The organism is Kribbella sp. NPDC050459 (assembly GCF_040655315.1).
In the GTDB taxonomy this organism is placed as follows: domain Bacteria; phylum Actinomycetota; class Actinomycetes; order Propionibacteriales; family Kribbellaceae; genus Kribbella.
The window spans coordinates 291,629-314,068 of the sequence record NZ_JBFAJQ010000009.1; the positions used below are offsets into that span (position 1 = coordinate 291,629).

Below are 22,440 nucleotides of genomic sequence, written 5' to 3' on the forward strand. Positions count from 1 at the left end.
AGTTAACGGCACGAACTGTCGGGATTCATCACCAGAGAGACATGTCGACAAATCCACGTCGCCACCTCCCGCGAATGTTTCATGTGAAACATCGACGACTAGCGACCGAGAAGCTCGTGCGACGTCTTGCGCTCGGCGTAGAACGAGAGGAACGGGATGGTGCCGGCGACCGCCATCAGGACCAGCCGGGGGAAGGACCAGCGGACCCGGCGGAACAGGTCGAACGTGCCGAGGAGGTACACGACGTACAGGAAGCCGTGCATCGGGCCGATCACGTTCATCGCGCCGGGGTCGTCGGCCAGGTACTTCAGCGGCATCGCCACGAACAGCAGCAGGAGCAGCATCACGCCGACCACGTACGCGATCACGCGGTAGCGCATCAGGGCGCCGCGGACAGCCGGGGTGAGCGGCTGCGGGCCGGCGGCGGAAGTGGCGGGGTCAGCAGAGGAAGTCACGCTGAAACGGTACCGCTTGACTCCACAGGCTCCCCGACCTGGTCGCCCGTCTCGGCGTCCGGCGGGGTGCGGTGTGCATCCAGCACCATCCGGGCCCACATCCACAGCGTGAACGCCGCGAAGATCCACCACTGCACGGCGTACGCCACGTTCCGCAGGCCGGCGTGATCCGTCGGCGGCGGAGGCGGCACGACAGTGGCCGGTGCCGGTGACGGTACGGTGCCCGCGTCGACAGCGGTCTGCACGACGAACGCGTCGTACACCCGGTACTTCACCAGGTGCACGATCGTCGGGATCCGCAGCGACGACAGCACCCGCCCCTTGGCGGCGTCGGCCGACGAGTCCTCGGCCTCGGACGCCACCACCGAGCCGGTCAACCGCACCGGACCGGTAGGCGCCTGCGCGGCCGCGTCGGCCACGACAGGCACCCAGCCGCGGACCACCATCACAGCGCCGGAGTCGGGGAGCATGAGCGGCGAAAGCACCCAGAAGCCGTTCTTGCCGTCCTGGGCGCGATCCGCGATGAACACCTGGTCAGCGGCCGGCCCCCAGGTCCCCTCGATGGTGACGCGCCGACCGACGGCCTTCGACGGCAGGCCCTCGTCGATGGAGAAGAGTGATTGCAGAGCGACCGGCGGAGCAGCAGCGCGCTGAGCGGTCGCGTCCGCCGTCTTCGACTGGTACACGCTCAACTGCCACACACCCATGGCGGTCATGACACCGGCGAGCGCCAAAGCGAGCACCAGGAGACCGGACCACTGCGGCGTCAGCACGGTCCGCCACAGCGGCCGAGCGGGCTCCGGAGAGCGGGGGTCTGGCATTGCTACGTCCGGCGCTCAGCGGGCTGCTGCGGTGGCAAGCAGATCGCGGCAGAGGACGCCGAGCTCGATCCCGGCCGCCTCGGCGGCCAGCGGGACCAGCGACGTCTCGGTCATCCCCGGAGCCACGTTCACCTCGAGGAACCACGGCACGCCGGCGGCGTCGACCACGAGGTCGGTCCTGGACAGGTCGCGCAGTCCCAGCGCCTGGTGCGCCTGGACGGCGGCCGCGGCGCAGGCACCGGCGGCCTCAGGCTCCAACCGAGCAGGTACGACGAACTGCGTCGCGCCTGCGGTGTACCGGGCCTCGTAGTCGTAGAACCCCGAGTCCGGGCGGATCTCGACGGCAGGCAGCGCCCGCGGCCCGTCGCCGGTGTCGACGACCGTGACGGCCACCTCGGTCCCGTCGACGTACTGCTCGATCAACGCGACCGGACCGTAGGCGTAGCAGTTCACCATCGCCGACGGCAGTTCCTCGACCGAGCGCACGATCGAAGCACCCAGCGCCGACCCGCCCCGGGCCGGCTTCACGACGAGCGGCAGCCCGACCTGCTGGATCACTGCCTCCATCAACGCCGCAGCGCCGAGCTCGCGGAACGTGTCGTGCCCGAGCACGACCGAGGCAGGCGTGTGCAGTCCCGCGGCGCCGACGACCGTCGCGGCGACCGGCTTGTCGAACGCCGTACGGCACGCGGCCGCGTCGGCCCCGACGTACGGAACGCCGTACAGGTCGAGGACCTGGCGGAGGGCGCCGTCCTCGCCGGTGACGCCGTGCAGGACGGGGAAGACCGCGTCCGGGGGATCGTCGCGAAGCCGGTCGACCAGCGAGGCGTCGACGTCGCGCTGTTCGACCTCGACGCCGACACTGCGCAGCGCGTCCGCCACCCGGCGGCCGGATCGCAGCGAGACGTCCCGCTCGTGCGACAGCCCACCTGCCAGTACCAGCACCCGACCCAGATCACTCATCACAAATATCCCGATCACTCGTGGGCGACTCCGGCACGGCCGCCGGTCCCGAGGCCCACTCGAACGGTACCCCTACCGATTCCCGCACCCCCGGCCGCCCGCAGCTCCCTTGCGCAACCTTTGCGAAGCAGAGCGGCGAAAAACCTACGAAAGCTCCGGCCCCGGAGCGTCGTACTCGCGGCCGGCGCCGGGTGGCAGCGGGCCGAACGTCTGGCGGAGCTCGAGCTCCTCGTGGATCACCGCGGCGAGCCGGCCGACTCCCTCGGTGATCCGCTCCGGCGTCGGATGACAGTACGACAGCCGCATGCACTGGGAGCCGAAACCGTCGGAGAAGAAGGCCGTTCCGGGCACGTAGGCGACGCGTGCGGTGACCGCCCGGGGCAGCATCGCCTTCGCGTCCAGCCCGTCCGGCAACGTCAGCCAGACGTAGAACCCGCCCCGCGGCCGTGTCCAGGTGGTTGCTGCTGGCATCTTTTCGGCCAGCGCCGCGAGCATCGCGTCGCGGCGCTCGCGGTACATCTCCCGGAACTGCTTCACCTGCCCCATCCAGTCGTGCCGGACCAGGTACGACGAGATGGCGAGCTGGCTGAAAGTCGGCGGGCACAGGGTCGCGGACTCCTGTGCCAGCACGAGTTTCTCGCGGACGGCGTGCGGCGCGACCGCCCAGCCGACCCGGAAGCCGGGGGCGAACGTCTTCGAGAAGGAGCCGAGGTAGATGACCCCTTCCCGGTCCGCGGCGCGCAACGCCTGCTGCGGCTCACCTTCGAATCCGAGCAGTCCGTACGGGTTGTCCTCGAGGATCAGCAGCTCCGCCCGCTGGCAGATCTCCAGCACCCGCGCCCGCCGCTCGTCGGACAGCGAGACCCCGGCGGGGTTGTGGAAGTTCGGGATCGTGTAGAAGAACTTGATCCGCTTGCCGGCCGCCCGGACCGACGCGATCGCCTGCTCCAGCGCCTCCGGCACCACGCCGTCGTCGTCCATCGCGACATGGACGACCTCGCACTGGTACGCGCGGAACACGCCGAGCGCGCCGACGTACGACGGCGCCTCGCAGATCACCACGTCGCCCGGATCGCAGAAGACCCGGGTCACCAGGTCGACGGCCTGCTGGCTGCCGACCGTGACGACGACGTCGTCGGGATGGGCCTCGATGCCCTCCAGCCGCATGATGTCGCAGATCTGGTCGCGGAGCGCCGGGTCGCCCTGGCCGGAGCCGTACTGCATCGCGGTCGCGCCGCTCTCGATCACCAGGTCGCGGACCGCGCCGCCGACCACGTCGAGCGGCAGGCCGCCGATGTTCGGCATACCGCCCGCGAGCGAGACCACCTCGGGGCGGCTGGCGACCGAGAACAGCGCCCGGATCTCCGATGCGGTCATGCCCTTCGTCCGGGCTGCGTACGCCTCGACGTAGTTGTCGAGACGGGTCTGCCGGACATCGGGCACGTCAGCACTCACGAGGGCCACTCCAACGGTGATCGAGGGGGAAGTCACCAGGTTACGTCGACAGACCCAGGTCGGGACTGGGGATCGGCGTGACCTCTCACTACCATGCCTTATAGGGGCAGGTTCGACCATGCCGGAATCTGGCTGCTGAGACAGCCGGAGGGGCGCGCGGTGCGGCCTGAGAGGTGGAACCGGAAGGCGGAATCAGGGATGAGCGTGGGCAGGACAGCCGGATGGGCGCTCGGCGGCCTGGCGCTGGGCGTACTGGCCGGGTTCGCCGGCGAGCTGTTCCGGCGGCAACCGGCCGCGAAGGTGCAACAGCGGTACGTCGCCCCGGAGGCGACCCGCACGCCGGACGCGCGGACCCCGGCCCCGGTCCCCGAACCGGCGGCCGAACCGGTCACCCGCTGACGGATGGTGACGAAGCCAACAGCACGTAGCGCTGAACGGATGCATTGATGGCCCGACGGCTGGAACCGCTGACGCTCGCCAACCTCGGCGAGTTGCCGGTCCCGTGCCGTGACTGCGTGTTCTGGGAGCTCGATCCGGTGGCGGCGCGGCAGGCCGACCGCAACGGCGACACCGGGCTGGAGAAGGAAGCCTGGCTGTCCCAGTTGCTGCTGGACTGGGGGACCGCCGGTATCGTGCTGTACGTCGACGACGAGCCGGCCGGCTTCGCGGTGTACGCCCCAGCGACGTACCTGCCCCGGATCCAGGCGTTCCCGACGGCACCCGTCAGCCCGGACGCCGTCGTTCTCGCGACCGGCCGGATCCTGCCGCGGTACCTGGGACTCGGGCTCGGCAAGATCCTCGTCCAGGCGGTGGCCAAGGACGTACTGAAGCGAGGTTTCCGCGCGGTCGAGGCGTTCGGCGACTCACGCTGGGACGGGCCGGGCTGCGTGTGGCCGACCGACTTCCTGCGTGCGGTCGGGTTCGGGGTGGTGCGCGAGCACCCGCGCAATCCCCGGCTGCGGCTGGACCTGCGGTCGGCGATCACCTGGCGCAGTGAGATGGAGGCAGCCGTCGAGCGCCTGATGGGCGCCATCCGTCCGGAGCAGTCGCCGGCGGCGCCGGTGACGGTCCGCGACGCGCTGCGGTCGGGCCCGGAGTAGCCGTGATCTATCGGGTGCTGGCGGACGTGGTGATGCTCGTGCACGGCGCCTTGCTCGTGTTCTTCGTGATCGGCGCGTTCCTCGCCTGGCGCTGGCCGCAGCTGATCTGGTATCACCTCGCGATCGTGGTGTGGAACCTGGTGATCGTGCTGGTCGACTTCGGCTGTCCGGTGACGGCGACCGAGAAGTTCTTCCGCCGGGAGGGCGGCGAGAGCGTCTACGCGGGCGGATACATCCAGCACTACCTCAACGGCTGGTTGTGGCCCGACGGCGCGACTCCCGTCGCAGAGAAGGTCGGCTTCGCGCTCGTCGTGATCGGGTACATCGGATTCTTCGTCCTCCGGCACCGGCGCCGCGCCAAGCTCAGGGGTGAGTCAGTGGGACCCCGGACGTGAGCCGGGGACGCGCTCCTCATACTGGAGCAGTGCCTATCGACGACTACCTCGCGGCCCTCGGCAAGGAGCTCTGGGGACCCCGCCGCCGCAAGGCGGACCTGCTCGCCGAGGCGCGGGACCACCTGACCGACGCCGCCGAGGCCTTCGAGGCGGACGGTATGGACAGGCGCGCCGCGGAGAAGCACGCGGTGGCCGACTTCGGGACCCTCGAGGAGGTCGCGCCGGGCTATCGCGCGGATCTTGCCGTCAGTCAGAGCCGGCGTACGGCGGTGCTGCTGTTCGCGGCGCTGATCATCCAGCCCATCGTGTGGCGGGAAGGCGCCTGGAGCTGGAACAGCGGGCCGGACGACCCCAACCCGCTGAACGACCTGCTGCAGGCGCTGGTCCGCGACGTCGGCACGATCGCCATCGCCGGCGCCGTCCTCGCGGTCGTTGCCGCCGGCATCGGCCTGCGGTATCCGCTGGTCCGGGACCACCTGGCCGGCGTGACGACGGTCTTCGCGCTCGCGAACGCGGCGGCGATCGGCGCGATCAGCCTCCTGATGGCGCTGACCAGCCCGCATCCGAACGGCCTGCTCGGCCTCGGCGTGGTCTGCGGCTTCGTCGTGCTGCCGCTGCTTCTGGTCGCCCAGCAGGCCACGCGCGGCTTACGCCTCGCTTGGGCGTAGCACCCCTTCCACCACCGCCCGGAACGTCACCCACTCCTGCTTGCCGGTGGCAAGCATCTTCGCACCCGCACTGGTGAGCTGGTACGTCCGCCGTTTGCGGCCGCCGACCGTGCTCCACTCACTGGCCAGGTAGCCGGCCCGCTCCAGGCGGCGCAGCGCCGGGTAGAGCGTGCCGGTCGGCAGGTCGAGCTCGCCGCCGCTGCGCTCCAGCAACGCCTCCATGATCGCGTAGCCGTGCAGCGGTTCGTGCTCGACGACCGCCAGGATCATCGGGTCGAGGTGTCCACGCAGCGCATCCGCCTTCATGTAGCCAGTCTACTCATGGGTCTGTTAATGTCGAGAGGCAACATGTAGCCGATCTACCTATTAGGGACCTGCGATGAGTGTGGAGACCCCGATCCGACCAGCGACCCGGCCCGGTGTGCTGCACCGGGTTTCCGGCTGGGCCATGCGGCACGCAGGCCTGGCACTCGTGCTCTGGGTGCTCGCGCTGGCCGCGGTCACCGTCGCGTCGACCGTGGTCGGCGCGAACTTCAAGAACGACAACTCCTTGCCGGGGACCGACTCCCAGCGGGTGACGGACATCTTCGCGGCGCACCAGCCTCAGGGCGACACCGCGAGCGTGCAACTCGTGTTCCGGGCCGAGAGCGGTCTCGCGGCGGAGAAGCCCAGGGTCGCGTCGATGCTGGCCGCGGTCCGCGACCTCCCGCACGTCGCCTCGGTCGCCGATCCGTTCGCGGCACCGGGCGCAATGTCGACAGATCGACGTACGGCCTACGCCACGGTCGGGCTGGACGTCGCCGCCGCGGACATGCCGGTGGAGGACGTCCGGACGATCATCCACCGTGCGCAGGACCTCGCCCGGCCGGGATTCCAGGTCGAGGCCGGCGGCGATCTGGCCCGGAACGCCGCCGAGAGTTCGGGCGGCGCGTCCGAGGGCGCGGGCATCCTGGCCGCGCTGGTGATCCTCGTGTTCCTGTTCGGGTCGTTGCTGGCGGCAACACTTCCGTTGCTGACCGCCGTGTTCGCGGTCGGCAGCACGGTCGCGTTGCTGATGCTCGCGTCGCACTTCTTCACCGTGCCGGAGTACACGACGCCGGTGATGATGCTGGTCGGTCTCGGCGTCGGCATCGACTATGCGTTGCTGATCTTCTCGCGCTATCGGCACGAGCTGTTGAAGGGCACGGCCGACCCGAAGGCCGTCGCTCTGGACACTGCAGGCCGCTCGGTGATGTTCGCCGGGTGCACGGTGGTGATCGCGTTGCTCGGCCTGCTGGCGCTGGGACTCGGCTCACTGCAGGGCGTCGCGCTCGGTGTCACGTTGACCGTCCTGATGACGATGCTCGCGGCGGTGACTTTGCTGCCGTCGTTGCTGACACTGTTCGGGAAGCGGATCGAGCGGAGCGTACGCAAGCATGCCGCGAAGCAGCGGCGTACGCCGGGCGACGGGTGGCGGCGGCTGGCCGGCCTGGTGCAGCGCGGGCCGTGGGTGCCGCTGGTGCTCGGCGTCGTCGCGTTGGTGGCGCTGTCGCTGCCTGCGCTTGGGATGCGGCTCGGGTTCGCGGATGCGGGCACGGACGATCCGGCCAAGACGAGCCGGAAGGCGTACGACCTGCTGGCGGACGGGTTCGGGCCCGGCTTCAACGGTCCGCTCGTCGTGGTCTCGGAGGGCGACTCGGCCGCGGCGCAGGCGCTGGGCCAGACGCTGGCCGCCGATCCTGGGGTCGCGGCGGTGACACCGCCGCAGCTGACGCCGGACGGCAAGATCGCGACCGTGCTGGCGTTCCCGAAGTCGGCTCCGCAGGACGCGGCGACGAGCGACCTCGTCCAGCGGTTGCGGGACGACACGCTGCCGGCGCTGGAGGGGCGGACCGGAGCGACGTACCTGATCGGCGGGTCGACGGCGGCCGCGGACGACTTCGCGGCGGCGGTGAGCAAGCGGCTGCCGATCTTCGTGCTGGTCGTCGTCGGGTTGTCGGCGTTGCTGCTGATGGCGGTGTTCCGCTCGGTGCTGATCCCGCTGAAGGCCGCCGTCCTCAACCTGCTGAGCATCGGCGCCTCGCTCGGTGCCATCACGCTGGTGTTCCAGCAAGGCTGGTTCGGTGCGCAGGCCGGGCCGATCGAGGCGTTCGTCCCGGTGATGATCTTCGCGATCGTGTTCGGGTTGTCGATGGACTACGAGGTGTTCCTGGTCTCCCGGATCCACGAGGAGTGGCGGCGAACCGGCGACGCCCGGGTGGCGGTCCGCGAAGGCCTGGCGACGACCGGCAGCGTGATCACCGCGGCGGCCGCGATCATGATCGTGGTGTTCGGCGCGTTCCTGCTCAGCCCGGACCGGATGCTCAAGCAGTTCGGTCTCGGCCTGGCCACCGCGGTGCTGCTCGACGCCGTGCTGATCCGCTGCGTCATCGTCCCCGCGGTCCTGCGCCTGCTCGGCATCCGCGCCTGGTGGCTGCCGAGCGGGCTCGACCGGATCCTCCCGAAGATCAAGCTCGAGGATCACTCGTAGCGTCGTCGGGCGCATTGGTGTCGAAGGTGACCAGCCCCAAAGACTTCCATGCATCGAGGAGGCGCTTGTCGCCGGATGCGACGACAAGATCGGCGTCCTCCAGCTGTTCGGCGGAAGCGCAGTGGACGGCGTCGTACCCGCGCAGCGCGAGAAGGTCCGCGAGTTCTGCCGCGCGCTGGATCAATGCCTCGTCAAGCTCGGTGATCTCGAGTTGCGGCCAGAATTGGTCCAGCAGCCGGCGACACGACGAATACGCCTGGTCGTCCAGGCGCGCCATGCGATGCGCCTGCGCGAGTGCGGCCGCGGTCTCCACATAGAGCAGTCGACTCGACACCACGGCGTCCGCGTCATCCCAGAATCGCCGACAAGCCGCACTGCTCGGCTCGCTGACCAGCAGCGGTACGAAAGCCGATGTGTCGAGATAGCCGATCACCGGCGCTGCTCGTCGATGAGCTCGCCGACCAAGCCCTCGGCATGAATCGGGTCGGGCGCGAGCTGCTTCTTCTGACGGGCGGGCTGCACGCGCCCTTCGGCGCGAAGTCGCTCCAGTCGCGTCGGTTGCCCGACGGGCACAATGCGGGCGACCGGTTGCCCATGGTCTGTCACTGTCACCGTGCGTCCGGAGCGGACCTCAGCCAGGTGGCGACTGAGGTTGTCGCGAAGCTCCCGAATGCCGACGTCCATGCCGCTCTCCCTTAGGTGGCTACTTACCTCGAGAGCATTGTAGCCACTTTATTCCGGGATACACCCGACGATCGCCGAACTGTGGTCAGACGGTGAGTTGCCCGAAGCGGAGCATGCCGGTGGCGGCGTCCTGCTCCGGCGGCAGGTACACCCGCTGGATCGCGACCACGATCGCCTCGGCGATCACGTCGCGGAACGCCGGGTCGGCCAGCCGGGCGGAGTCGTGCGGGTTCGTCACGTAGCCGATCTCGAGTCGCACCGCGGGCATCTTGGTCCGCCGCAGCAGGTCCCACGTCTTGGCGTGCGTCCGGGCGTTCAGCAGGTCGGTCCGGGCGACGATCTCGCGCTGCACCAGGCCGGCGAACTGCTCGCCGACGCTCGACGAGGCGCCGTGCAGGTCGTTGCCGTAGTAGTACGTCGCGACGCCCTGCGCCTGCGGGTTCATCGACCCGTCGGTGTGCAGCGAGACACACAGGTTCGCGTCCGTCTCGTTCGCGAACGCGGCTCGGGCCAGCTCGTCCGGCCCCTGGTCGCGGCCGCGGGACAGGTACGCCCGGACGCCGGTGGCGCCGAGACGGCCCTCGATCCGGGCGGCCAGGTCGTACGCGATGTCGGACTCGCGCAGGCCGAAGCCCTCCCAGCCGTAGTCGAAACCGCCGTGGCCCGGGTCGATCACCACGGTCTTGCCGGACAGTCGCGGTCCGGCGGCGCGGACAGCCTCACGGGCGCGCAGCGCATCCGGGCGGCCGCCGGTCGCCATCGGGCGGATGCGCTCGAGGGCCTTGAACGTCGACGGGCCGCAGGTGCCGTCGGCCGGCAGGCCCATGTTGCGCTGGAACTCGGTCACCGCGCGCTGGGTGTCCGCGGCGAAGATCCCGTCGATCCGGGCGACCGCGAACCCGAGCTCCTGCAGCTTGGCCTGCAGGCTCAGGACGTCGTCACCGCTCAGCGGATGCGACGGCACGTAGGTCAGCAGCCGGTCGCCCAGCCGCCAGCGCGCGTCGTCGATCGCCCGGTAGGTCTGCGGGCCGACGACACCGTCGATCATCAGCCCGCGTTGCTGCTGGAAGCCCCGGACGGCGTGCGCGGTCGCTTCGTCGTAGACGTCGTGACCGCCGGTCAGCAGCCCGAGCCGCTGCAGCTTGCCGACGATCTCGGCGACCGCCTCACCGCTGTCGCCGATCCTGTACACGCCGTGGGGGGCTTCCATCAACTGGCTCCTCTTACCGTGGCGGACGGGGTTGTCCTGCTTCTCAGCCAGTGAAGTCGGCCAGCTCCTTGAGCAGCGCCGCCTTCGGCTTGGCGCCGACGATGGACTTGGCCAGTTCACCGTTCACGTAGACGTTGATCGTAGGGATACCGGTAACGCGGTAGTTGCTCGGGGTGACCGGGTTCTCGTCGACATTCATCTTCAGGAACGTGATCTTGTCGCCGTGGTCCTGGTTCAGCTCTTCCAGGATGGGGGACACCTGGCGGCACGGGCCACACCACTCGGCCCAGAAATCGACCAGGACCGGCTTGTCGCTCTTCAGCACCGTCTGGTCGAACTCGGCGTCGGTGACAGCGTTCATCTTCTCGCCCACGGGCGTATCTCCTTCAGTGAGGTGTGAGGTTCAGGTCAGACAGAGACGGGCTGGGTGGCCGCGGCGGCGGCCGCGGTGGCCGCGTCCTCGAGGGTGGCCAGGAAGCGCTCGGCGTCCAGGGCGGCCGCACAACCGGTGCCGGCCGCGGTGATCGCCTGCCGGTAGGTGTGGTCCACCAGGTCACCCGCGGCGAACACGCCCGGCAGGTTGGTCTCGGTGGTGTTCGGCTTGACCAGCACGTAGCCCTCCGCGTCCAGGTCGACCTGGCCCTTCACCAGCTCCGAGCGCGGGTCGTGGCCGATCGCGATGAACAGGCCGGTGGCCGGCAGCTCGCGGGTCTCGCCGGTGACGGTGTCCTTCAGCGTCAGGTGCGTCAGCTTGTCCTCGCCGTGGATCGTGTCGACGGCCGAGTTCCAGTGGAACTCGATCTTGTCGTTGGCGTACGCCCGGTCGGCCATGATCTTCGAGGCCCGCAGCTCGTCGCGGCGGTGCACCAGGTGCACCTTCTTCGCGAACTTGGTCAGGAAGGTGGCCTCCTCGACGGCCGAGTCGCCGCCGCCGACGACCGCGATCTCGTGGTCGCGGAAGAAGAAGCCGTCACAGGTCGCACACCAGGACACGCCGTGACCGGACATCCGCTCCTCGTCGGCCAGGCCCAGCTTCCGGTAGCCCGAACCCATCGCCAGGATGACGGCCTTGGCGCGGTGCTCGGTACCCGCGGAGTCGGTGACCACCTTGATGTCGCCGGTCAGGTCGACCTTGATCACGTCGTCCGGTACCAGCTCGGCGCCGAACCGCTCGGCCTGCGTGCGCATCTCGTCCATCAGCGCCGGGCCCATGATGCCCTGCGAGAAACCGGGGAAGTTCTCCACCTCGGTGGTGTTCATCAGCGCGCCGCCGGCGGTGACGGAACCCTCGAAGACCAGCGGCTCCAGCGCCGCGCGCGCGGCGTACACGGCGGCGGTGTAACCGGCCGGGCCGGAGCCGACAATGATGACGTTGCGGACTGTGGTGGACTCGCTCATCCAGGCGTTCCTCGTGTCGTCGAGACAGTGACGTCGTACTCAACGGATCCTAGAGGCCGACCATTCCCACGGTACCCATCACGGGGCCGGGGCACCGCATCGACAGACGGACGTGGGCTCACCGGTTGCGCAGCGTCACCGTGGTCTCGTAGAACGAGCTGGGCGAGCCGCCGGGAACGCTACATCCGGTGACCGCGAACACTTGGATCTGGCTCGGCTGCGCACCCTGCAGGCCGATGATCGTAGCCCGCTTGCCGTCCACCTTGGCGGGCTGGACGAGCCGGACGTCCGAGTTCGGGCGGGAGGCCGCGAACGACCGTGCGCACGACTGCTCGTCGGCCGATCCGTGCAGGATCGCGCTCGGGGTGTGGTCCAGCCAGCGCTTCGTCGACGGACCGATGTCCTTCGAGCTGACCGCAACCGTGTCGGCGGGCGGGGTGTTCGGGTCGGCGGACGCGGCGCCGTCGCCGCCCTGGTCCTTGGTGGCGAACACCACACCGACGCCGAGCGCGGCGATCAGCACCACACCCGCCGCGGCGCCGAGCAGCTTCGGCAGGTGCCGGCGCGGCTCCTCGCGGATCTGGGCCAGCGAGTGCACGCCGACCGTGGACGCGCGCAGCACCGACTCGGACACGATCACCGCGTCCAGGTGCTCGGCGACGTCGGTCGGCATCGGAATGTCGGCGCGCCCCTCCTCGGCCAGGTCCCTGGTCAGCTCCAGGAGGGCGTCGTACGTCTGCTGGCACTCGGGGCAGGCCTTCACATGCTCACGAGCGCGGTGCGCCTCGGTCGCGGGCAGCAGGTTCTCGATCAGGTCGGCGATCGTGTCCGTGTCCAGGTGCTCGAGGTGCTCACTGGTCGGCAGACCGGGGTCGGTCATCGGGGGCTCGCCTCCTCACGGGAGGTACGCAGCCGTAGCCACAGGGTCATAGGAAGAACTCCGTCAAAGGCGTCGGTCGTCCGGTCGCCAGAGGCAGGCGACTTCGCTTCGACGGGGGACCCGGTCATTCGGTTCCCACCGCTTCCGCGGCGGACTTGTCCGGTACGTCGGACTCCCGGGTCGTCTGCCAATGGCGCAGCAGCGGGAGCAGCTTGGCGCGGCCGCGGGCGCAGCGCGACTTGACCGTGCCGGGGGCGCAGTCGAGGATCGCGGCCGCCTCCTCGATCGAGTAGCCCTCCATGTCGACCAGGACCAGCGCGGCGCGCTGGTCCTCGTTGATCTGCTTGAGCGCGTTCAGCACGTCCAGCCGGCGCTCCCGCACCTCGGCCGGATCGTCCTCGGCCGGCCCCGCCAGCTCGGCGGCGCGGTCCTCGTCCTCGGGCAACGGGTCGGCGGCGCGCACCTGACGGCGGCGGATCCGGTCCAGACAGGCGTTCACCACGATCCGGTGCAGCCAGGTGGTCACCTTCGCGTCCCCGCGGAACGAGTCCGCCCGCCGGAACGCCGAGATGAAGGCCTCCTGCAGCGCGTCCGCCGCCTCCTCGGGCTCGCCGAGGGTGCGGATCGCGACCGCCCACATCCGGTCCCGGTGCCGCTTGACCAGGAACCCGAACGAGTCCGGGTTGCCGGCCACGTGCATCCGGAGCAGCTCGTGGTCGTCCAGTTGGTCGTAGCTCACCGGACCGCCGGCCGCGGCAGGCTGCACCGCGCCCTGCGCCACCGGATCGCCCGCTCCGATGCGCGGGACGTCCGGCCGGGGCGGCGGGTTGCCCGAGTCCACGTGAGCGGTCATTTCTGGATCGTGACCTCCGAGATCGTGCCCCGGTACTTGCCGCCGTCGTCCTTCGGCAGCTTCGTCAGCCAGACGAGCACGTACTGCGTCTCGGTCGGTGCCGAGGGGGTAAGGGTCACCGTACCCTCCGGCTGGTCGTCCTGGTCGGCGACCGGCTTCCAGCCGTCCACCGTGCTCGGCGCGGCGCCGTCGGCGCTCTTCGGCACGAGCAGCTGGACGCTGGTGCCGTCGCCCTGCAGCGCTACCTGGACCTTCGACACGCTGGTGGGCGCGCCGAGGTCGTAGTAGATGCCGACGCCGGGCTTCTGGCCGCCGAGGTTCGCCCGGCTGTACGACATCGTCGTCCAGGTCGTCGACGCCTTGCCGTCGTAGGTGTTCTTCACGTCCTCGGAGTGCTCGTTGCCGTTGCCGGCCGGCTCCGGGTCGAAGTCCTTGGCGCCGACGATCTTCGCCACGCCGCCGGTCGACGACGGAGTGGTGCTGGTCTGCGGCGGGGCACTGCTCTTGGTCCCGCCGTCGCCGCTGCCCTGGTCGTTGTTCATCGCGCCCTTGAGCAGGAACTGGGCCATCGCGATCACCGACAGCAGCGCGAGGATCGCGAGCAGGATCAGGATCCGGCCGCCCCACGAGCCCTTCGGCTTCGGCTCGTCATGCCGGCGGCGGCCGTTCCCGTTCGACGGCGGGGGCGGCTGGCGGCGCACCGGACGCGTCTCGGCCGCTTGGTTGTACGCCGGTTGCGGCGCGCCGTACCCGTTCTGCTCGGCGTCGTACGACGGCTGCGGTGTCGGATCGAGCGCGGGCGGCGGGGGCTGCGGCACCACCTGGGTGGCGTCGTCGATGCTGCCGTTCTGACGGGCGACCTGGACCGTCTCGTCCATCTGGTTCGGCGGCTCGTGCGAGCTGCCGACGACCCCGGACAGCGCCGCGGACAGGCCGGCCGCGCTGGTGATCGGCGGCGCGTGGTGCCGCGGCGGGTCACCGAGCAGGCGGTCGCTGATGTCGTCCAGCGAGCGCGGCACGCCGGCGCGCACCTGGCGCGGGCTCAGCAGCCGGCCGTGCTCGACCGGCGCGGGCTGCAGGCCCCAGGCGGGAGCCGGGCCGGGCCAGCGGCCGGTCAGCGAGGCGTAGAGCAACTCGCCGAGCGAGTGGACGTCCTCCTCCGGTGAACCGGCGCCGGACGACCGCAGCGCCGCCTCGGTGGAGACGCCGATGACCTTGATCGCGCCCGCGTCGGTGACCACGACGGTGGCCGGGCTGATCGCGCCGTGCGCGTAGCCGGTGCGGTGCAGGTTCTCGAGGGCCTCGGACACCTCGCGGGCCAGCCACCCGGCCTGCTGCCCGGTGAGCGGGCCGCTGCTGAGCATCCGCTCCAGCGACCGGCCGCCGGCCCACTCGCGCACGCAGTACGTCACGCCGTCGTGCATGTCGCAGTCGAGCACCCGCAGGAACCGCGGGTCGTTCGCCGCGGCGGCCCGGCGGGCGGCGTCGAAGAGCAGGTTGGTCCGCGGGTCACCGACCGGCAGGACGTCGACGACGACCGCGCGGCTGAGCACCTCGTCGACGGCACGCCAGACTCGGGCGCCGTCGATCTCCGCGAGCAGCTCGGCGATCCGGTACCGCCCGGCCAAGAGGGCACCAGGACTCACGGTCTGGTTCGACACGGTGTCTCTCGCCCTCCTTGATGCCCAGCGGCCTGATCGCAGGCCCCATCGTAGTGCCCCGCTGACCGGACAGGTGGTGCACTAACGCACAAGCGGTCCGGATCAGCGGCGGATCGGCAGCTTCGATGTGACCATGGACACCACGTCGTTCACTTCGTGGATACGGAGTACCCGGGCCACCGCGGCGTACACCGGCAGCATCACGACCGCCGCGACCGCCAGCTCGAGGACCGCGCCGAGCGGGCCGGACCAGTCGATCGCCAGGCCGAGCACCCAGAGCACGACCCGTCCCGCGCCGGCGCCGGCCACCGCGGCGATGACCATCGCGAGCAGCGGCAGCCCGATCCCGGCGCCCGGGACCCGCGGCACCTTGCGGCGCAGCACCGGGCGGGAGATCAGTACGGCGACCAGATACGCGAGGGCGTACGCCGCGCCGAGGACCACACCGCTGAACCGGAGGTGCGCCTGGTCGAGCAGCACCCGGACCCCGATCACGGCCGCCGCGATGTTGGCCGCCGCGATCACGCACTGCAGGAAGAACGGCGTCCGGGTGTCCTCGAAGGCGTAGAACGTGCGCAGCTGGAAGTACTGGATGGTGAACGGCACGATGCCGAGCGCGAGCGTCATCAGCGTGTACGACATCAGCGTCAGGTTGTTCTTGCCCGAGCCGTAGCCCGCGATGATCGTTACGATCGGGTACGCGAACGCGATCATCGCTGCCGCCGCCGGTACGACGATCGCCAGCGTCTGCCGGATCGACCGGGCGGACAACTGCGCCACCTCGGCCGTGTCGCCGTCGGCCGCGAGCGCCGACATCTGGGGCAGCGCGGCGGTGGCGAGCGAGACCGTGACGATGCCGTGCGGCACCAGGATGATCAGCATCGCGGTGCTGTACGCGAACAGACCGGCCTTCGCGCCCGGGTCGCCCGAGGCGGTACCGGCGATCGCGAGCCGGGTGACGACGACCAGGGTCACCTGGTTGACCGCCACGAACAGCACCGTCCAGATGCCCAATCGGGCAGTGTGTCCCAGACCGGTACCGCGGAGACCGAACTTCGGCCGGTAGAAGTGCCCGCTGGCCCGCAGGTAGGGGAGCAGGACCAGGAGCTGGACGGCGATGCCGACCGTGTGCCCAAGACCGAGCAACAGCTCCTCGCCGTGGCTGTACGTCGCGGGCGGGTCACCGACCCGGTAGACGAACAGGAAGACCACGATCGAGGCGCAGGCGACGATGTTGTTCGCGATCGGCGCCCACATCATCGGACCGAACCGGCGGCGCGCGTTCAGCACCTGCCCGACCAGGACGAACGCGCCGTAGAAGAAGATCTGCGGCAGGCACAGGCGGACGAACATCACCATGTTCGCCTTCTCGATCGCCCGGGACGGCTCGTGCAGCTCCTTCGGCATGTACAGCTCGGCGATCGCCGGCGCCGCCAGCACACAGGCGACCGTGACGACCGCGAGCACGACGAAGCCGAAGGTCAGCAACCGGTTGGTGAAATCCTGGCCGCCGTCGTCGTGGTTCTTGATCGCGCGCACCAGTTGCGGGACCAGCACGGTGTTGAACACGCCGCCGGCGAGCAGGATGTACAGGCTGTTCGGGATGGTGTTCGCGGCGGTGAAGATGTCGCCGCGCAGCGCGGTGCCGATGGCGGCCGCGAGCAGGGCGATCCGGACGAATCCGAGCAGGCGGGACAGCACCGTTCCGGCTGCCATCACCGCCGCGGAGCGCAGGGTGCGGTCAGCCATCCTTCGAACCGACTCCTTCTTTCAGGGACGCGTCCGGGGCTTCGGCGACGCCGTTCGTTCCGGGGCGATCGTGGGCGGGATCAGGGGTGTCCGTCGTCTCGGTCGTCTCCGCCGCGTCGGCGGTGCCGGCCGTGGCGCTCGCGGCGGCCGTGGTGCGGCGCTCGGTGCGGACCCGGCGGTAGATGCGGACGAACGACGTACCGAACAGCAGCGCGCAGGCCGCGCCGACCAGGATCCAGCCGACGCTGCCGTACTGGCTGGCCTGGATCAGCAGCTCCTGGGACTTGCCCACCGGCTTGCCGGCCGCGTTCGTCACCTGCGCGTTCGCGCGGATCAGACCGTTCTGCTCGGCGCTCGCGTTGATCCGCGGCGTCCACTTCTGACCGGGACCGAGCACGACGGTCTGCGGCGTCCTGATCTTCAGGTCGGACCGGTTCACCGAGGTGACCACGATGCCGACCCGGACCGACCAGTCGGTCTCGTTGGTGATCGTCAGCGGGAACGTGCCCTTGCTGCCGGCCAGGTTGACCTTGATCTCCTTGCGCAGCCCGCGGTCGACGCTCGCGTTCACCAGGTGCACCTTGCCCAGCTGCTGGTTGGCGGAGCCGAGCTCGATCGCGGTGAAGTGCCGCGCCTCCTCCGGGTGACCGTTCCAGCCGGAGGACGTGGACCGGAGCAGCGCCTGCGTCATCACCTCGGGCAGCGCGGTCCCGTCGACGAGCAGGTCCTGCATCGTCGTGGTGGCCTCGTCGAGGTCCTTGACGCTCTGCAGGTGGGACTCGGTGAGTACGCCGTTCGTCTTCGGCGCGGCCGGTGCCTTGGTCTCCTGCGGTCGCGGGTTGGCCGCGACCACGCCGGCGACGTCGGTGGCCTTGATCCAGGGCAGCGAGAGGCTGCCCGCGAGCGCGGCGGTCGCGACGCCGTCACTGTCCCAGCCGCGCGGCGGCGCGATGACCACCGACGCGGTGCTCTTGCCCGCAGCCGCGATCAGGGCGGTGACGGCCGCGAACCGCTGCCGCACCTGGAGCGGACTCTCGGCGGTCTCCGGGTCGGGGCCGCCGGCGGTCAGGGACGAGTCGGCGATCACCGTGCGCTCCGTGCGGTGCGTGCCGCCCGGCGTGAGGACGTTGTACACGGGGGTGGTGGTCAGCACCGGGCGGGTGCCGGCAGACCACGAGGAGCTGCTGACCAGGTTCAGGTCGTCGGGGGTGGAGCCCGGGAACCCGCCGGCCGCGGCAGCCAGGTAGCGGCTCGCGGCGGCGCCGCCTTCGAGCCAGAGGCCGTTGGTGAATCCGGGGGCCAGCTCGCCGCCGGACCGTTCGGTCTTCGTCCGGGCCTGGGCGACAAGCTTCTTCAGCGGGTCGCCGGAGTCCACGAGGCCGGCCACGTCCGGGTCGCCGTACGGCAGCAGCACGATCTGGTTGCCGCGGGCCCGGCCGGACTCGAACTCCTTGAGCCAGGCGGTCGCGACGGCCTTGCCGGTGCCGGGTGTGGTCTGTCCGTTCTCGCCGACCACCACATACTCGGTGGCCATCTGCCGGATCTCGTCGAGCATCGCCGGGTCGACCAGCCAGGTCACCTTGTGCTGCTGGCCGAGCGCGAGCAGCCGGCCGAGCGACCCGGACGGAGCCAGGGACCGGGCCAGCGACTCGTTGGCGAAGTTCTTGCCGCCGAGCTGGGTCGGGCGGTGCCGCAGCGGTACGACGAGTGCGGTGTTGACCGATCGGGTCAGCGGCTCCTGGCCCAGCACCGGCATCAGGGTGCGGGCCCGGCCGGCCATCACGCGCTCGCTGTTCGGCGGCTTGCCGCGGAACGTGACGCCGACGACGTACACGCCGGTGTGGCCGGTGATCCGCCATTCCTTCCACGGCACCGTCAAGGTGAACTCGACCGTCTGCTTCGGCGCCAGCGGCTGCTCGAACGGCTGGAAGGTCTGCTCGTCGTTCGTCAGGTTGCGGCAGCTGTCCCGGTCGTTCATCGGGACGTTCTGATCGGTGGGGATCGCGTCCAGGGCGGCAGTGCTGGCCAGCCGCGTCCGGTCGATACAGGCCAGGGCCTGCGGGTCGTCGAACGTCACCGAGCTGGTGTTCGTCACCCGGCCCTTGATCACGACCTGCTCGCCGACCTTCGGCGCGGCCGGGCCGAACGAGTCGATCGTGACCTGGACGGTCGGCTCGTCGCTCGGCGCGGCCTCGGCCGGAGCAGCCAGGGTCGCTGCCGAAGCAGCAACCAACAGGCAAGCGCCCAGCACCGCTGGGAGCCTCAGTCGCCGTCTGAACACGCCGTCACCGTAACCTAGTTCCCCGTGTCACCCTTTGCCGACCAGTCAGCCTCAGCCGGATCGTTGTCAGCAGTACAGCAGCGCGCCGTCCAGGCCCTGCTGCAACTCGCTCCGGTCGTCGACGAACTGGGATCCCGGTTCACCGCCGCGGGCCACGAGATCGCGCTGGTCGGCGGTCCGGTCCGGGACATTCTCCTCGGCCGGGGGAGCAAGGATCTGGACTTCACCACGTCAGCGCACCCGGACGTGATCGAGCGGTTGCTGTCCGGCTGGGCGGACCATGTCTGGGATATCGGCAAGGCGTTCGGCACCATCGGTTGTCGCAAGGGTGAGTGGGTCCTGGAAATCACGACCTACAGGTCGGAAACCTACGATCCCACCTCGCGCAAACCGGAGGTGGCCTACGGCGACTCCCTGGAGGGCGATCTGGCCCGCCGGGACTTCGCGATGAACGCGATGGCGGTCCGGCTGCCGTCGCGCCAGTTCGTCGACCCGTACGGCGGGATCGAGGACGTCGCGAACCGCCGGATCCGCACCCCCGGTACGCCGGAGGACTCGTTCTCCGACGACCCGCTGCGGATGATGCGGGCGGCCCGGTTCGCCGCACAGCTCGGCTTCACGCCGGACCCGGCGGTGGTCGCGGCGATGACCGCGATGGCCGACCGGATCACGATCGTGTCGGCCGAGCGGGTCCGGGACGAACTGGAGAAGCTGATCTGCTCCGATCACCCGCGGATCGGGCTCGACCTGCTGGTCTCGACCGGCTTGGCCGAGCACGTGCTGCCCGAGCTGCCGGCCCTGAAGCTGCAGGTCGACGAGCACCATCGGCACAAGGACGTCTACCAGCACTCGCTCACCGTCCTCGATCAGGCCATGGATCTGGAGTCTCGTCTCTCTGTTCCGACGCCGGATTTCGTCGTTCGGTTCGCGGCGCTGATCCACGACATCGGCAAACCGAAGACGAAGCGGAACGAAGCCGGCGGCAAAGTGACGTTCCATCATCACGACGTGGTCGGGGCCAAGCTGGCCCGCAAGCGGATGAAGGCGCTGCGGTTCAGCAACGAGCAGATCGACCAGGTCAGCAAGCTGATCGAGCTGCACCTGCGCTTCCACGGGTACGGCGACGGCGAGTGGACGGACTCCGCGGTCCGCCGCTACGTCCGCGATGCCGGCGACCAGCTCGACCGGCTGCACATTCTGACCCGGGCGGACTGCACGACCCGCAACCTCCGCAAGGCGGACTCACTGCGGGCCGCGTACGACGACCTCGAGGAACGCATCGAACGCTTGCAGGAGCAGGAGGAGCTCGACGCCCTGCGCCCCGACCTCGACGGCAACCAGATCATGGAGATCCTCGGCATCCCGCCGGGCCGCGAGGTCGGCGAGGCCTACAGGTTCCTCATGGACCTCCGCCTCGACCAGGGCCCGCTCGGCGAGGACCGCGCCCGGGGAGAGCTCCTCACCTGGTGGTCGAACCGCTCCTGATCGGCTGGGCGGGGACGGCCGCGTAGACCTTCGCGATGGTGTCCGCCGAGATCGGGTGCGGCTCGTACGTCGTAGTGCCGTCCTGCGTGGTGATCGAGGCGACCGGGAGCGCCGGGTCGATCGAGTTGGTGAGGTAGGCGGCGTCGTACGTCGTCAGGTCGGCCAGCGGGACCGGCGTGGTGGTGTAGTCGTCCAGGCCGCGTTGGAGGACCTGCTGGCGGATGCCGGGAAGTGCCGGCGCCGACGGGAAGACGAGGTCCGGCCCGCGGGCGAAGCAGATGTTCCAGATCGAGGCTTCGGAGATCTCGCCGGTCGCGGTGTGGAAGACGGCGTCGTCGTAGCCGGACAGTTCGGCCTTGCGGGCGTAGTAGGTGAGGTCGAAGGTGCCGGTGTGCTTCAGGTGCGGGACACCGCGCTCGTGCTGGAACGCGAGCAGGCGGAGCGGCTCGGTGCCAGCCGGGACCGGCGGGCCGACTCGGGTCAGCAGGTGAAGCTCGTCGGTGGCGAAGACGTTGACGCGGATCGAGAGATCGCCGGTACCTGCCTGCTCGAGCGCTGCCTGCAGGTCGCGACGGACCCGATCCTCGGGCAACGGCTGCCCGAAGACCTCCCGCGTGCTGCGGTCCAGGCGCTCGAAGTGCAGGTCCAGCCCGTCGACACGCCCGTCGCGCACCTGCATCGACGTGAAATGCCCGTACGCCGTTGCTCGCAGCAACGTCGCGTCGACCGCCGGTGACCGGGCGCCGTCCAGCATCAGGAAATCGCTCACAGGCCCTAGTCTCGCCGTGTGGACGTGTGGAGCATCATCGGGTGGGGCGGATCCGCGCTCGTCGTAGTGTCACTGCTGCAGACCCGGATCCTGCGGCTGCGGATCCTGAACCTGGTCGGCTGCGTGATCCTGGTCGGGTTCAACGCCGTGATCGGCGTCTGGCCGATGGTCGGCATGAACGCGGTGCTCGCGGTCATCAACGTCGTGTACCTGTGGCGGCTGCTCCGGCACCGGCACGACGAGAAGGAGTACCAGGTGCTGCAGGTGGACGAGTCCGACGAATACCTCGGCTACATCCTCGACCGGCACCAGAAGGAGATCACCCGGTTCAACCCCGGTTTCACGCCCGGCACCAGCCAGTACGCGTTCCTGGTGCAGCACGGCGACCGCACCGTCGGCGTCGTCCTCGCGCACGACGCCGGCGACGGCCGGGCGCAGATCGACCTGGATTACGCGGTCCCGAAGTACCGCGACTTCACGCCGGGTGAGTTCGTCTACCGGCGCAGTGACGTCTTCACCGATCGCGGGTTCCGCCAGGTCCTCGCGTCACCCCGGATGCGCGACTCCACGCCGTACCTGAAGAACCTCGGCTTCCACCGCGACGGCGACGACCTGGTGCTGAACCTCTAAATGTCCTTCGCGTAGCAGAGCGAGGCGATCTCGTTCTCGAAGGGCGGGTACGGCGGGGTGGGGCGGTAGCCGTGGTTCGTGTAGAGGGCGATCGCTTCGACCTGCTTGGTGCCGGTTTCGAGGCGGAGCCGCGTCATTCCACCGGTGCGGGCCGACGCCTCGACAGCCTCGAGCAGGATGCGGGACAGGCCCCAGCCGCGCGCGGACGGGGCGACGTACATGCGTTTGATCTCGCCGAGGCCCGGCGCGACCGGCTGCAGGCCGACGCAGCCGACCGGTGCTCCGTCCAGCGTGAGCAGCGTGAACGCGATGTCGGGATGCAGCGCGACGAGCGGCTGGTCCTCGCCGTACATCGCCGCCAGCTCGGCCTGTTGCGCCGTGGTCAGGGCCAGTACTTCCGCGTCCGTCGGCGGTGCCGTCCGCAGTTCCACTCCCTCGATCACCATGCGATCGGACGGTAGCAACACGGCATGA

24 protein-coding genes are annotated in these 22,440 nt (G+C 70.0%); 7 read left to right on the forward strand and 17 right to left on the reverse strand.

Annotated features, from left to right (window positions below; all coding sequences use genetic code 11):
- Positions 1-98: 98 nt before the first annotated feature.
- The 4 genes from AB0I12_RS27825 to AB0I12_RS27840 form a co-directional block, all read right to left on the reverse strand.
- A complete protein-coding gene (locus AB0I12_RS27825; protein ID WP_359934950.1) occupies positions 99-455 on the reverse strand; it encodes a DUF3817 domain-containing protein in 357 nt (118 codons plus the stop codon).
- A complete protein-coding gene (locus tag AB0I12_RS27830) occupies positions 452-1,276 on the reverse strand; it encodes an SURF1 family protein (protein WP_359934952.1) in 825 nt (274 codons plus the stop codon). The genes AB0I12_RS27825 and AB0I12_RS27830 overlap by 4 nt, the downstream gene beginning before the upstream one ends.
- A gap of 15 nt (positions 1,277-1,291) precedes the next feature.
- Positions 1,292-2,239: a D-alanine--D-alanine ligase gene (locus AB0I12_RS27835; protein WP_359934954.1), complete on the reverse strand. Its 948-nt coding sequence runs from the start codon at positions 2,237-2,239 to the stop codon at positions 1,292-1,294.
- A 144-nt stretch (positions 2,240-2,383) separates the two neighbouring features.
- Entirely contained in the window at positions 2,384-3,694 is a 1,311-nt protein-coding gene (locus tag AB0I12_RS27840; RefSeq protein ID WP_359934956.1) for a PLP-dependent aminotransferase family protein, read from the reverse strand.
- A gap of 198 nt (positions 3,695-3,892) precedes the next feature.
- On the opposite strand from AB0I12_RS27840, the gene AB0I12_RS27845 reads away from it, so the two are divergent.
- From AB0I12_RS27845 to AB0I12_RS27860, 4 genes are read left to right on the forward strand one after another with little or no spacing between them, the layout of a single operon-like run.
- On the forward strand, positions 3,893-4,093 hold the full coding sequence (locus tag AB0I12_RS27845) for a hypothetical protein (protein WP_359934958.1): 201 nt from the start codon (positions 3,893-3,895) through the stop codon (positions 4,091-4,093).
- 47 nt (positions 4,094-4,140) lie between these two features.
- The gene (locus AB0I12_RS27850; RefSeq protein WP_359934960.1) at positions 4,141-4,794 is read left to right on the forward strand and encodes a GNAT family N-acetyltransferase; all 654 of its coding nucleotides are present in this window, start codon (positions 4,141-4,143) and stop codon (positions 4,792-4,794) included.
- Positions 4,795-4,796: 2 nt separating this feature from the next.
- Positions 4,797-5,189 carry a DUF2784 domain-containing protein gene (locus AB0I12_RS27855; protein ID WP_359934962.1) on the forward strand — a complete coding sequence of 131 codons (393 nt, stop codon included), beginning with the start codon at positions 4,797-4,799 and terminating at the stop codon, positions 5,187-5,189.
- A gap of 29 nt (positions 5,190-5,218) precedes the next feature.
- Positions 5,219-5,857: a permease prefix domain 1-containing protein gene (locus tag AB0I12_RS27860; protein ID WP_359934964.1), complete on the forward strand. Its 639-nt coding sequence runs from the start codon at positions 5,219-5,221 to the stop codon at positions 5,855-5,857.
- On the opposite strand, the gene AB0I12_RS27865 is transcribed toward AB0I12_RS27860, so the two are convergent.
- Positions 5,837-6,163, reverse strand: coding sequence for a helix-turn-helix transcriptional regulator (locus AB0I12_RS27865; protein ID WP_359934966.1), 327 nt, complete (start codon positions 6,161-6,163; stop codon positions 5,837-5,839). The two genes, AB0I12_RS27860 and AB0I12_RS27865, sit on opposite strands and share 21 nt — an antisense overlap.
- Positions 6,164-6,236: 73 nt before the next feature.
- On the opposite strand from AB0I12_RS27865, the gene AB0I12_RS27870 reads away from it, so the two are divergent.
- Positions 6,237-8,366, forward strand: a complete 2,130-nt coding sequence (locus AB0I12_RS27870) for an MMPL family transporter (RefSeq protein ID WP_359934968.1) — start codon at positions 6,237-6,239, stop codon at positions 8,364-8,366.
- Here AB0I12_RS27870 and AB0I12_RS27875 read toward each other — a convergent pair.
- From AB0I12_RS27875 to AB0I12_RS27920, 10 genes are all read right to left on the reverse strand, one after another.
- Positions 8,344-8,799 (reverse strand): type II toxin-antitoxin system VapC family toxin, encoded by a 456-nt coding sequence (locus AB0I12_RS27875; RefSeq protein ID WP_359934970.1) that lies wholly within the window; start codon positions 8,797-8,799, stop codon positions 8,344-8,346. The two genes, AB0I12_RS27870 and AB0I12_RS27875, sit on opposite strands and share 23 nt — an antisense overlap.
- A complete protein-coding gene (locus tag AB0I12_RS27880; protein WP_359934972.1) occupies positions 8,796-9,050 on the reverse strand; it encodes a type II toxin-antitoxin system prevent-host-death family antitoxin in 255 nt (84 codons plus the stop codon). The genes AB0I12_RS27875 and AB0I12_RS27880 overlap by 4 nt, the downstream gene beginning before the upstream one ends.
- A gap of 85 nt (positions 9,051-9,135) precedes the next feature.
- A complete protein-coding gene (locus AB0I12_RS27885; RefSeq protein ID WP_359934974.1) occupies positions 9,136-10,260 on the reverse strand; it encodes an N-acetylmuramoyl-L-alanine amidase in 1,125 nt (374 codons plus the stop codon).
- A 43-nt stretch (positions 10,261-10,303) separates the two neighbouring features.
- Positions 10,304-10,621: a thioredoxin gene (trxA, locus tag AB0I12_RS27890; RefSeq protein ID WP_355475881.1), complete on the reverse strand. Its 318-nt coding sequence runs from the start codon at positions 10,619-10,621 to the stop codon at positions 10,304-10,306.
- Positions 10,622-10,668: 47 nt separating this feature from the next.
- On the reverse strand, positions 10,669-11,658 hold the full coding sequence (trxB, locus tag AB0I12_RS27895) for a thioredoxin-disulfide reductase (protein WP_359934976.1): 990 nt from the start codon (positions 11,656-11,658) through the stop codon (positions 10,669-10,671).
- A 118-nt stretch (positions 11,659-11,776) separates the two neighbouring features.
- A complete protein-coding gene (locus AB0I12_RS27900) occupies positions 11,777-12,538 on the reverse strand; it encodes a hypothetical protein (RefSeq protein WP_359934978.1) in 762 nt (253 codons plus the stop codon).
- Positions 12,539-12,662: 124 nt separating this feature from the next.
- Positions 12,663-13,391 carry an RNA polymerase sigma factor SigM gene (sigM, locus tag AB0I12_RS27905; protein ID WP_359934980.1) on the reverse strand — a complete coding sequence of 243 codons (729 nt, stop codon included), beginning with the start codon at positions 13,389-13,391 and terminating at the stop codon, positions 12,663-12,665.
- Complete coding sequence (locus AB0I12_RS27910) at positions 13,388-15,052, reverse strand: protein kinase family protein (protein WP_359934982.1); 1,665 nt, start codon at positions 15,050-15,052, stop codon at positions 13,388-13,390. The genes sigM and AB0I12_RS27910 overlap by 4 nt, the downstream gene beginning before the upstream one ends.
- 102 nt (positions 15,053-15,154) lie before the next feature.
- Positions 15,155-16,801 (reverse strand): murein biosynthesis integral membrane protein MurJ, encoded by a 1,647-nt coding sequence (murJ, locus tag AB0I12_RS27915; protein ID WP_359934984.1) that lies wholly within the window; start codon positions 16,799-16,801, stop codon positions 15,155-15,157.
- Positions 16,794-19,082 (reverse strand): hypothetical protein, encoded by a 2,289-nt coding sequence (locus AB0I12_RS27920; RefSeq protein ID WP_359934986.1) that lies wholly within the window; start codon positions 19,080-19,082, stop codon positions 16,794-16,796. Before AB0I12_RS27920 ends, murJ begins: the two co-directional genes overlap by 8 nt.
- Positions 19,083-19,145: 63 nt before the next feature.
- Here AB0I12_RS27920 and AB0I12_RS27925 point away from each other — a divergent pair, with 63 nt between their 5' ends.
- Positions 19,146-20,567 carry a CCA tRNA nucleotidyltransferase gene (locus tag AB0I12_RS27925; protein WP_359934988.1) on the forward strand — a complete coding sequence of 474 codons (1,422 nt, stop codon included), beginning with the start codon at positions 19,146-19,148 and terminating at the stop codon, positions 20,565-20,567.
- Here the strand turns inward: AB0I12_RS27925 and AB0I12_RS27930 are convergent.
- Entirely contained in the window at positions 20,542-21,336 is a 795-nt protein-coding gene (locus AB0I12_RS27930) for an aminotransferase class IV (protein ID WP_359934990.1), read from the reverse strand. The genes AB0I12_RS27925 and AB0I12_RS27930 overlap by 26 nt on opposite strands.
- Before the next feature lie 18 nt (positions 21,337-21,354).
- On the opposite strand from AB0I12_RS27930, the gene AB0I12_RS27935 reads away from it, so the two are divergent.
- Positions 21,355-21,966, forward strand: a complete 612-nt coding sequence (locus tag AB0I12_RS27935) for a hypothetical protein (RefSeq protein ID WP_359934992.1) — start codon at positions 21,355-21,357, stop codon at positions 21,964-21,966.
- Here the strand turns inward: AB0I12_RS27935 and AB0I12_RS27940 are convergent.
- A complete protein-coding gene (locus AB0I12_RS27940) occupies positions 21,963-22,412 on the reverse strand; it encodes a GNAT family N-acetyltransferase (RefSeq protein ID WP_359934994.1) in 450 nt (149 codons plus the stop codon). The two genes, AB0I12_RS27935 and AB0I12_RS27940, sit on opposite strands and share 4 nt — an antisense overlap.
- Between the last annotated feature and the right edge of the window lie 28 nt (positions 22,413-22,440).